At 72.4% G+C, this 10,817-nt stretch carries 10 protein-coding genes; 4 read left to right on the top strand and 6 right to left on the bottom strand.

Annotated features, from left to right (window positions below; translation table 11 throughout):
- Window positions 1–47 precede the first annotated feature (47 nt).
- Both KBX34_RS32025 and KBX34_RS32020 read right to left on the bottom strand, forming a co-directional pair.
- Window positions 48–653 carry a DNA-binding response regulator gene (locus KBX34_RS32025; protein WP_210928811.1) on the bottom strand — a complete coding sequence of 202 codons (606 nt, stop codon included), beginning with the start codon at window positions 651–653 and terminating at the stop codon, window positions 48–50.
- Window positions 650–1,801: a histidine kinase gene (locus tag KBX34_RS32020; RefSeq protein WP_210928809.1), complete on the bottom strand. Its 1,152-nt coding sequence runs from the start codon at window positions 1,799–1,801 to the stop codon at window positions 650–652. The genes KBX34_RS32025 and KBX34_RS32020 overlap by 4 nt, the downstream gene beginning before the upstream one ends.
- Before the next feature lie 132 nt (window positions 1,802–1,933).
- Here KBX34_RS32020 and KBX34_RS32015 point away from each other — a divergent pair, with 132 nt between their 5' ends.
- Entirely contained in the window at window positions 1,934–2,806 is an 873-nt protein-coding gene (locus KBX34_RS32015) for a hypothetical protein (RefSeq protein ID WP_247672476.1), read from the top strand.
- A gap of 186 nt (window positions 2,807–2,992) precedes the next feature.
- Window positions 2,993–4,738: a DEAD/DEAH box helicase gene (locus tag KBX34_RS32010; RefSeq protein WP_088948303.1), complete on the top strand. Its 1,746-nt coding sequence runs from the start codon at window positions 2,993–2,995 to the stop codon at window positions 4,736–4,738.
- Between the two features lie 75 nt (window positions 4,739–4,813).
- Here KBX34_RS32010 and KBX34_RS32005 read toward each other — a convergent pair whose 3' ends face one another.
- From KBX34_RS32005 to KBX34_RS31990, 4 genes are all read right to left on the bottom strand, one after another.
- Window positions 4,814–5,218, bottom strand: a complete 405-nt coding sequence (locus KBX34_RS32005) for a DoxX family protein (RefSeq protein ID WP_088948304.1) — start codon at window positions 5,216–5,218, stop codon at window positions 4,814–4,816.
- Between the two features lie 136 nt (window positions 5,219–5,354).
- Window positions 5,355–7,685, bottom strand: coding sequence for an endopeptidase La (lon, locus tag KBX34_RS32000; protein WP_210789401.1), 2,331 nt, complete (start codon window positions 7,683–7,685; stop codon window positions 5,355–5,357).
- Window positions 7,686–7,826: 141 nt separating this feature from the next.
- Window positions 7,827–8,696 (bottom strand): manganese catalase family protein, encoded by an 870-nt coding sequence (locus tag KBX34_RS31995; RefSeq protein WP_088948306.1) that lies wholly within the window; start codon window positions 8,694–8,696, stop codon window positions 7,827–7,829.
- A gap of 83 nt (window positions 8,697–8,779) precedes the next feature.
- A complete protein-coding gene (locus KBX34_RS31990) occupies window positions 8,780–9,511 on the bottom strand; it encodes a sensor histidine kinase KdpD (RefSeq protein WP_210928808.1) in 732 nt (243 codons plus the stop codon).
- 83 nt (window positions 9,512–9,594) lie between these two features.
- On the opposite strand from KBX34_RS31990, the gene KBX34_RS31985 reads away from it, so the two are divergent.
- The gene (locus KBX34_RS31985; RefSeq protein ID WP_247672475.1) at window positions 9,595–10,218 is read left to right on the top strand and encodes a response regulator transcription factor; all 624 of its coding nucleotides are present in this window, start codon (window positions 9,595–9,597) and stop codon (window positions 10,216–10,218) included.
- A gap of 145 nt (window positions 10,219–10,363) precedes the next feature.
- Window positions 10,364–10,711, top strand: a complete 348-nt coding sequence (locus KBX34_RS31980) for an Lsr2 family protein (protein WP_088948309.1) — start codon at window positions 10,364–10,366, stop codon at window positions 10,709–10,711.
- Window positions 10,712–10,817 lie beyond the last annotated feature (106 nt).

Raw genomic sequence — 10,817 nt, 5'->3', positions numbered from 1 at the left:
CATGATCGACGGGGCGGGTGGGGGGTGGGTGGGGGTGGGGGGCTCGGTTAGAGCCAGCCGTTGTTTCGGGCGGTGCGGACGGCTTCGGCGCGGTCGGTCGCGCCGAGCTTCTGTACGGCGGCGGAGAGGTGGTTGCGGACGGTGCCGGTGGACAGGTGCACCCGGCGGGCGATCACCGCGACCGGCGCGCCGACCTCCGCCAGCCGTAGCGTCTCCAGCTCCCGCGGCGTCAGCGGGCACGCCGGCAGGGTCAACGCGTCGGCGGCGAGCGACGGGTCGACGTACCGTCCGCCGGCGTGCACCCGGCGGATCACGTCGGCGAGCGCGCCACCGGGCGAGCCCTTGGGCACGAAACCGCGCGCCCCGGCGGTCAGTGCCTGACGCAGGTGCCCCGGGCGGCCGTGCCCGGTCAGCACGACCACCGCGCACTCAGGACGGACGCGAGCCAGCTCGGAGGCCACCGCGATGCCGTCCAGGCCGGGCATCTCCAGGTCCACCACCGCCACGTCCGGGTGGTGCGCGAGCGTCGCGGTGACCGCCGTGGGTCCGTCGGCGGCCTGGGCCACCACGTCGATGTCCGGTTCGAGGCCGAGCAGCGCGGCGACCGCGACCCGGATCAGATCCTCGTCGTCGGCGAGCAGGACACGGATCACGACGGCACCGGCACTGTCGCCTCCAGGGTGAACACCCTGTCCTCCCGGCGGACCCGCAGCTCTCCCCCGACCGCGGCCAGCCGGTCGGCCAGGCCGCGCAGGCCGTGGCTGTGCTCGTCCGGGCCGCTGTCGTCGGCCCCGTCGTTGGCGATGGTCATCCTGGCCCCGTTCTCGTCCCGGTCGATGTGGATCCGGCACCACTCGGCCCGGCTGTGCCGCAGCACGTTGGTGCCCGCCTCGCGCAGCACCGCCGCCAGTTCGGTGGCGGCCGGCTGAGGCAGGTCGACGTGTGGTGGCACCGTGCAGCGCACCCCGCAGGAGCGCAGCACGTCTGCCACCGCGGTCAGTTGCTCGCCGAGGTCGACGGCCCGGTAGCCGTGCACGCTCTCGCGGACCTCGGCGAGCGCGGACGCGGCCAACCGTTGCACCTCGGCGGCCTCCCGCCCGGCCCGCTCCGGGTCGACCGGTGCGAGCCGCGCGGCGAGTTCGGCCTTCAGCGCGATCACGGTGAGGCTGTGCCCCAGCAGGTCGTGCACGTCACGGGCGAAGCGCAGCCGTTCCTCGGCGGCGGCCAGCCGGGCCTGGGCGGCCTGACCCTGCCGAGCCTCCACCAGCAGGTCCCAGAACCAGACCTGGAACCAGTTGACCGCTGCCACGCCCGCCCCGATGCCCCCGGTCACGGCCAGGGACCGCCCCACGGACCCGCCGGTCCACCAGGCCACCGCCGCCGACACGAGCAGCGCGCCGGCGGTGACCGCCAGCGCGCCCGGGAGGCGGACCAGCAAGGGGGCCATCCCGACCAGGGAGGCCCCGATCCACGCCCAGGTCGGCCAGGTCCCGGCCGCGACCGGGGCCACCAACGGCACGGTCAGCGCCGCCACGACGACCAGGCCGAGCTGGGCGCGACGTCGCCACCGTTGCGCGAGCCAGGGGGTGACCGCCGCGTACAGCACAGCGGTCTGGGTGGTCGCGAAGAGGAGGATCCCGACCGCGCCGAGCGCGACGCGGCCGGGGGACGGCTCCCGCGTCAGGCCGGCCGTGGGCAGCAGGACAGTCGCCCACACGCCGGTGGCCAGCGACAGCAGCGTCGCCCGCCGGGCCCGGTGCAGCCGGCGGTCCGCCCGGGGGGTCACCGCCTCGCTCGCCACGCACCGATCCTAGGACCGCCCGGCGCCCGGTCCACCCGTGCGAGATGTCACGGTTGGACCGTGCGATCCGCACGGGATTCCGGTGACGGACGAGCCTGCCCACCGCGCCGGGACACCGGCAGTGTCAACGGCATGGAAAACACACGGGTGTACGCGGACAGCATGGTCGTACCGTCGCCTGCGCCGATGCCGGCAGCGCCCGGCACCGGCACGCGGCGGCTGTGGTGGCATCTCGCCGAGATGGCGCTGGCGATGGTCGTCGGGATGCTGCTGCTCGGGCCCCTGTGGGACGCGGCCGGCGCCCCGCTCGGGATCACCGGGACGCTGGACCGGCCGGACGTCGCCGCGCTGGTGATGGCCACGAACATGACGGTCGGGATGACGGTGTGGATGCGCTACCGGGCGCACCACTGGCGTGGGGTCGTGGAGATGGCCGCGGCGATGTACGTGCCGTTCCTGTTGGTGCTCGTACCGTTCTGGGCCGGCCGGCTCGATGGCGACGCCCTGATGCTCGGCGGTCACCTGCTGATGGTGCCGGCGATGGTGCTGGTGGCGGTGCGCCATCGGCACGAGACGCCGGTGTCGGTACGCCGGCACCCGACCATGGTGGCGCTGGCCCACCGCTGGCCGACCGGGCTGGCGCTGCTGATGACGGTGGACATGTGGGTCGAGCCGAGGGTGCTCACCCCGTGGACGATGCTGGTGCTGCCCGGTGGGTACCTGCTGATCGGCGTGGTCCGACGCACCCTGCGCGGGCCGGGCGTGCTCGCCACCCAACTGGTCGGCCTGGTCGTCTGGGTCGCGCTGACGCTGGTCGCGGTCGCGGTCGGGGGTCAGACGGCCGCGTGGCTGGTGGCGCTCGGTTGGCTGGCGCACGCCGGGTGGGACCTGGCCCACCACCGCACCGGCCGGGTGGTGCCGCGCGGGTACGCCGAGTGGTGCGGCGTGTTCGACACGACACTGGCGGGCACCATGATCCTGGCGATCCTGACCGGCGCTGTCTGACGGCTCTGGCCGCCGGGCCGAACGGGCAGGATCGGCGCAACAACGGTGAAACTGCTGCCTCAGGCGTCGCGGAGGCAGCAGTTTCAGCGTTGCTGCGCCGATCCTGTGGGGGTGTCCCGGGGCGCTGATCGCGCTCTTGTGGCGGTCGGCGCAGCGGCTTGGACGGCGTAATGAAAGGCTTGGCACATGAGTTCCGCACCTGCACAGCACGACGCACCGATCGACGCACCGATTGACGCCGCCCCCGCCGGCGCCGAAGAGGTGTACGCCTTCACCGAGCTCGGGCTGCGTCCCGAGCTGCTGGGCGCGCTGTCCGCCCTCGGCTACGAAGAGCCGACCCCGATCCAGCGGGAGGCGATCCCACCACTGCTGGAGGGTCGGGACCTGCTGGGCCAGGCGGCCACCGGCACCGGCAAGACGGCGGCGTTCGCGCTCCCGCTGCTGAACCTCATGACGGCGCACCGCCAGGGCGGTGACCCGGTGGCGCTGGTGTTGGTGCCCACCCGTGAGCTGGCGGTGCAGGTCTCCGAGGCGTTCCACCGCTACGGCAAGGACCTGGGCGCCCGGGTGCTGCCGATCTACGGTGGGCAGCCGATCGGGCGGCAGCTGCGGGCACTGGACAGCGGTGTCGACGTGGTGGTGGCCACCCCCGGGCGGGCCCTCGACCACATCGCCCGGGGCACGTTGCGCCTGGGCGGGCTCGCCACGGTGGTGCTCGACGAGGCCGACGAGATGCTCGACATGGGCTTCGCCGAGGACATCGAGGCGATCCTGGAGCACGCTCCGGCCGAGCGTCAGACTGTGCTCTTCTCGGCCACCATGCCGTCGCGCATCGACGGGATGGCCCGGCAGCACCTGCGCGAGCCGGTCCGGATCGAGATCGGTCGGGAGCCGACGGTCGCGGGCGAGGCGCCGCGGGTGCGGCAGAGCGCATACATCGTGACCCGCGCCCACAAGCCGGCCGCGTTGGGCCGGGTGCTGGACGTGGAGTCGCCCACCGCGGCGATCGTGTTCTGCCGCAGCCGGGAAGAGGTCGACCGGCTGACCGAGACGATGAACGGCCGGGGCTACCGCTCCGAGGCGCTGCACGGCGGCATGAGCCAGGAGCAGCGCGACCGGGTGATGGGCCGACTGCGGGCGGGCACCGCCGACCTGCTGGTGGCCACCGACGTGGCGGCCCGTGGGCTGGACATCGAGCAGCTCTCCCACGTCGTCAACTACGACGTGCCGTCCGCCCCGGAGTCGTACGTGCACCGGATCGGCCGGGTGGGTCGGGCCGGCCGCGAGGGCGTGGCGATCACCCTCGCCGAGCCGCGTGAGCACCGGATGCTCAAGACCATCGAGCGGGTGACCGGCCAGCGGATCACCATCGACAAGATCCCCACAGTGGCCGACATGCGGACCCGCCGGTTGGAGCTGACCCAGGCGGCGCTGCGGGAGAGCCTGCTCGAGGACGACCTCGACCCGTTCCGGGTCATCGTGGAGACGCTGACCGACGAGTTCGACCTGATGGAGGTCGCCCTCGCCGCCGTGAAGCTGGCCCACGAGGTGACGTCGCCGGGCTCCGACGACGAGGAGGAGATCCCGCAGGTCCCGGTACGCGGTCCCCGCGAGGGTCGACCGGAGACCGGCGGCCGGGGCGGCGACCGGCGGGGCGGGGGCCGGCCGCGCTCCGGCGGCGGCAACACCGTCCAGGTCTTCGTCGGCCTGGGCCGGCGCGCCGGGGTGCGCCCGCAGGACCTGGTCGGCGCGATCACCGGGGAAACCGGGATCCGTGGTCGGGACATCGGCTCGATCGAGATCGCCGACCGGTTCTCGCTGGTCGAGGTGCCGCAGGGGGTGGCCGACGAGGTGATCTCCGGGTTGCGCCAGAGCACGATCAAGGGCCGCAAGGCCACAGTGCGCCGCGACCGCGGGGGCGACGAGCGCTGAGCACGCCGCCGGCGACCGCCGGCCCGAGCACGCCGCCGGCGACCGCCGAGGTACGACGGTCGCCGGCGCTGCGGATCAGAAGGAGTACGGCCCGAACCGGCCCCACGCCACCACGGCGGCGAGCACGAGCAGCACCGCGCAGGTGATCGCGCCTTGCAGCTCCGTACGACGCTGCTCCGCCGTGTCCTGCTTCTTCCTGTCGCGCAGGTGCACGAGGACGCCGCCGATCATGACGATGACCAGCCCGGTGGCGGCGAGCGGGGTGAGCACTGTGGCGATGCCGGTGAGTGGGGGCAGCACCAGCCCGAGGGCGGCCAGCAGCTCGACGGCACCGAGCGCCTTGACCTGGGTCGGCGGGACCGGGTCCACCCACCGCATCATCTCGCGCAGCTTGTCCTTGGGCTGGGTCAGCTTGGCGAAGCCGGCGCCGGCGAAGACGACGGCGAGCAGGATCTGGATGATCCAGAGCACCACGTTCACGGGGGTTCCTCCAGGGGGACGCCTCGCGGCGAAGAAGAGGTAGTTGAAGATTCAAGCGAGACAGTAGACCTCTCCCCGCGTACGCAGAGGACCCCCGCCGTCTCCAAAGACGGCGGGGGTCCTTGTGTTCGGAGCGTCAGGCCGCGAAGAGCGCCGGACCGTCCAGCGTCTTGACGTCGGCCGGGCGCAACGCCAGGGCGAGCACGTCGGCCACGTCGGCCAGGGTGTGCACGGTCAGCGCCTCGCGCACCTCGGTCGGCAGGTCGTCCAGGTCGGGCTCGTTGCGCGCCGGGATGATCACCTCAGTGAGGCCGGCCCGGTGCGCGGCGAGCAGCTTCTGCTTCACCCCGCCGATCGGCAGCACCCGACCGGACAGCGTCACCTCGCCGGTCATCCCGAACTCGGGACGGACCGGGCGGCCGGTGACCAGCGAGGCCAGGGCCGTCACCATGGTGATGCCGGCGCTCGGGCCGTCCTTGGGCACTGCGCCCGCCGGGAAGTGGACGTGGATCCGGCGTCCGGCGAGGACGTTCGGGTCGATGCCGAACCGGCGCCCGTTGGAGCGCAGGTACGACAGGGCGATGTGCGCCGACTCCTTCATCACGTCGCCGAGCTGGCCGGTCAGGGTCAGCCCCGGCTCGCCCTCCATGCTGGTCGCCTCGATGAAGAGCACGTCCCCACCGGCGCCGGTGACGGCGAGGCCGGTTGCCACGCCGGGCACGGCGGTGCGCTCGGCCGACTCCGGGGTGAACTTCGGTCGCCCCAGGTAACGGGTGAGGTTGTCGGTGTCGACGCGTACCGGCGACGGGTCGGTCGCCAGCGTCACCGCCACCTTGCGCAGGATCTTGGCGAGGCCACGTTCGAGCTGCCGGACACCGGCCTCCCGGGTGTACTCCCCCGCGATCAGCGCCAACGCCTCGTCGGCGATCTCCACCTCGTCGGCGGTCAGCCCGGCCCGCTCCCGCTGCCGGGGCAGCAGGTGGTCACGGGCGATGGCGACCTTCTCGTCCTCGGTGTAGCCGTCCAGCATGACCAGTTCCATCCGGTCCAGCAGCGGGCCGGGGATGGACTCCACCACGTTGGCGGTGGCCAGGAACAGCACGTCGGACAGGTCGAGGTCGACCTCCAGGTAGTGATCCCGGAAGGTGTGGTTCTGCGCCGGGTCGAGCACCTCCAGCAGGGCGGCGGCCGGGTCACCGGCGTAGCCGGCGGCCAGCTTGTCCACCTCGTCGAGGAGCACGACCGGGTTCATCGAGCCGGCCTCGCGCAGCGCGCGGACGATCCGACCGGGCAGCGCGCCGACGTAGGTGCGCCGGTGACCGCGGATCTCCGCCTCGTCGCGGACGCCACCGAGCGACACCCGGACGAAGTTACGCCCGAGCGCGCGCGCCACGGACTCGCCGAGGCTGGTCTTGCCGACCCCGGGAGGGCCGGCGAGGGCGAGCACCGCGCCGGAGCCGCGACCGCCGACCACGCCGAGGTTGCGCTCGGCACGACGGTTGCGCACGGCCAGGTACTCCAGGATGCGGTCCTTCACGTCGGCCAGGCCGGCGTGGTCGGCGTCGAGCACCGCCCGGGCCGCGGCCAGGTCGGTGTTGTCCTCGGTACGCGTGCCCCACGGCATTTCGAGCACGGTGTCCAGCCAGGTGCGGATCCAGCCCGCCTCCGGGGAGGCGTCGCTGGCCCGCTCCAGCTTGCCGACCTCGCGCATGGCCGCCTCGCGGACCTTCTCCGGCAGCTCGGCGGACTCGACCCGGGAGCGGTAGTCGGCCGAGCCGTCCGGCTCGTCCTCACCCAGCTCCTTACGGATCGCGGCGAGCTGCTGGCGCAACAGGAACTCCCGCTGGGACTTCTCCAGCCCCTCGCGGACGTCACTGTTGATCTGCTCGGTGACCTCCTGCTCGGCCAGGTAGTCCTTCACCCAGCCGACCAGCAGCTCCAGCCGGGCGGTCACGTCCGGCGCGGTGAGCAGTTCGGTCTTCTGGTCCAGGGTCAGCCAGGGCGCGTAGCCGGCCGAGTCGGCCAGCTCGGACAGGTCGGTCATCCGCTCCACCGCGTCGATGACCTGCCAGGCACCCCGCTGCTGGAGCACGGAGGTCACCAGGGCGCGGTACTCGCGGGCGAGTTCCCGGGCGCGGCCGGCGGGAGCGGGTTCGTCGAGTTCGGAGGCCTCGACCCAGAGTGCGGCGCCGGGGCCGGGCACGCCGGAGCCGATCCGGGCCCGGGACAGGCCACGGATGACGGCGGCGGGCTCACCCTCGGGCAGCCGGCCGACCTTCTCGATGGTGGCGACCACGCCGACCGGGCCGTACTCGCCGTCGATGCGCGGCACGGCCAGCAGCTTGCGGTCGCCGGTGGCCCGGGCTGCGTCGATCGCGGCCTGGGTGGTCGGGTCGAGGGTCACCGGGATGACCATGCCGGGCAGCAGCACGGCGTCGGTCAGGGGAAGTACCGGAAGAGTTGCCATCGAACACCTGCTATCACGTTGAGTTGAGCGTGTCTGGCTCAAGTAACAAAGCGTTCCCCTTGTTCCGCTCTGTGACCCAGACCACTCTTCCGGCCGGTCCGTCGGGCCGCCCGAAACCGGCGGGCGACCCGACCGGACACCTCAGGTGAGCTTGCTCTTGACCGTGTTCACGACCGAGCCGGCCACACCCGGACTGGTGCCGTACAACCGCGGGTCCCCCGGCGGCAGCACCGGCTCCGGGGCGTTCGCCCGCGGGGCGTCGTCGTACCGGAACTCGCCCTTGCCATCCGGCGAGGGCCCGGACGCCCAGCGTCCCTCGGAGGAGTCGGTGCCCGAGGAGAAGCCCAGGTAGGTGTAGCCGTACTCCTCGCTGAGGTCGCCGGAGTCCGGGAACGCCTCCGGCACCGGCATGTCCTCCAGGCCGTCCTCCTTGAGCTGCTCGATCGCCGCCAGCCACATGTTCTGGTGCATCGTGTCGCGGGCCAACAGGAAGCGCAGCATCTGCTTGACGCCCGGGTCGTCGGTCATGTTGAACAACCGGGCGACCTGGAGACGACCCTGCGCCTCCGCCGTGACGTTGAGCTGGAAGTCAGCCAGCAGGTTGCCGCTGGCGGTGATGTACGAGCCGTTCCAGGGCACCCCGTTGGAGTCGGCGGGCAACGCGCCACCGCCACCGTGGATGAAGTGCGCCGGGTTCGACCCCGCGAAGGTCGCCGCGCCCCCCGGATCCTCCGCGATCCCCTCGGTCAACGACAGCGGTGCGCTGTCCAGCAGCCGGGTGATCATCGTGACGATCATCTCGACGTGGCCCATCTCCTCGGTGCCGACGTCGAGCAGCAGGTCCTTGTACTTGCCGGGCAGCCGGCAGTTCCAGCCCTGGTAGAGGTACTGGTTGGCGACGGTCATCTCACCCCACTTGCCGCCCAGCACCTCCTGCAGGCGACGGGCGAACGCGGCATCCGGGCCGTCCGGCTTGGCTTCGAACTGCAGGTCCTTCACATGGCTGAACATCTGACCCCCTCATGACGGGAACTGGTAGAGAGTGCCGTTCCCGCCTCGGTGACCCGACCGGGCCAACCCATGTCCCGCTGGGGTCAGCGCAGCGGGTGAACCGTCGGCAGCAGCACCTCCAGCGCCACGCCGCGCGGTCGCAGTCGGTGCACCCGCAGCGCTCCCCCGTCCGGCACGAGGAGCTGCCGCACGATCCACAGCCCCAGCCCGGACATCCCCACCGCCGGCGCCGGGCGGCGCAACGCGGACAGCAACGCGTCGTCGACCCGTCCCTCGTCGGTGACCAGGACGCTCAGGCCAGGCCCACGCACTGTGGCGTACAGCCCCACCTGCCCGTCCGGTGGCCCGTGCCGCAGCGCGTTCTCCACCAGGTTGACCAGCACCTGGCGGGTCCGTCCGGCCGGCACCGGGCAGGCGCCCGCCCGCCGGGTGGCCCGCGCACGCCGTCGACCGCCCGGCACCAGCGCGGCGGCCTCGCGCAGGATGCCCGCCAGCGGGACGGCCGGCTCCGGCTGTGGAGCCAGCGCCAGCGCGCCGGTGCCGGCGGTCGCGTCGCGCAGCAGGCTCTGCAGGTGGACGGCCTGGTCGCGGGCCAACTCGCTGATCGCCTGCCGGTCGGCGCCGCTGAGCTCTCGCTGCTCGTCGGCCAGCGCGCGGGTCAGCGACGTCAGGGTGCTGATCGGCGTACGGAACTCGTGGCACAACACCCGCAGCAGCAACTCCGAATCCGCCACCGGTGGTCGCATCTCGCCTGGAGTTGGCTCGATCCGGCGCAACCCTCGCAGCAGGCCCTGCAGACCGTGGCGTGCGCGCATCCACCCGACTCCCCTCGTTCGGTGCGTACCCGCATGATCGGTACCCGCTGGGGAACGGCGCAGACATGCCGGGAGCCTCCACCATGCGACTTGTCGTCGTGGACGATCACCCCCTCTTCGTCCGCGGCCTCGAACTGCTGCTCCCCATCACCACCGACGGCCGCGCCGAGGTGGTCGCCTCGACCGGCGACGCCGCAGCCGCCGCGGCGCTGGTCAGCCAGTGGCAGCCCGACCTGGCCCTGGTCGACCTGCACATGCCCCCACCGGGAGGCATCCGGGCGGTGGGCGCGATCCGGCGGACCACCCCACGGGTACGGGTGGTCGCGATGTCCGGTTCAGCCGACCCGGCGCCGGCGCTGGAGGCGCTGCGGGCCGGTGCCGAGGGGTTCCTGCCGAAGACCAGTGAACCGGAGGAACTGCTGCCCCCGCTGCTGGCCGTCCTGGAGGGGTGGGCGGTGCTGCCGGCCGAACTGCTGCACGCCATGCTGCGGCCCACCCGCGCCGCGGCGGTCGACCTGGACGGCGAGGAACGTCGGCTGCTGCGGGCGATCGCCGTCGGCCGCAACACCATCGAGATCGCCGACGAACTGCACGTCTCGGAGCGGACGGTGAAACGAATGACCGCCGCGTTGCTGCGCAAGTTGCGGGTGTCCAACCGGGCGGAGGCAGCCGCCCTCGCCGGGCACGCCGGCCTCCTCGACGAATGAGACCGCTTCAGCGCGCGCGATTCACGGTTTTGCTCGGTAACAGAATCGCGACGCGCCGAATGAATGGGACGCATATTGTTGCGGATTACCGGGGTGATAGGTCAGACTTTGGACACATCCCGCCGCACACAGGGAGTAATCGGCAATGGCGAGAAAAGTAATCACGGTCCTGACCGACGACCTCGACGGTGGGAAGGCAGACCGGACGGTCGAGTTCAGTCTCGACGGCGTGGCCTACACGATCGACGTCTCGGACGAGAATGCCGGTGTCCTGCGCAAGGCTTTGGACCCGTACATCAATGCGGGTCGGCGGATCGGGCGTGGCCCGGTGGAGAGCGCCCGCACAGTCCGGCGGCCGGGGCGACCCGCCGGCGCGGGAATGGATCGGGAGCAGAACCGGGCCATCCGGGAATGGGCCGTCAAGAACGGCTACAAGATTTCCGAACGAGGCCGGATCCCGGTCGAGGTCGTCGAGGCTTACAAGAGCCGCTGACGCAGGAGTTGACGATGGGGCCCCACCGGAAACGGTGGGGCCCCATCGGTTTGTCCGGGCACCGAAACGACGCGGCGGCCGGTCACCCGGGGGTTGTCGCCCCGGG

This window comes from Micromonospora sp. M61 (assembly GCF_018070245.1).
In the GTDB taxonomy this organism is placed as follows: domain Bacteria; phylum Actinomycetota; class Actinomycetes; order Mycobacteriales; family Micromonosporaceae; genus Micromonospora; species Micromonospora zamorensis.
This window is presented reverse-complemented; position numbering and strand designations above follow the sequence as displayed.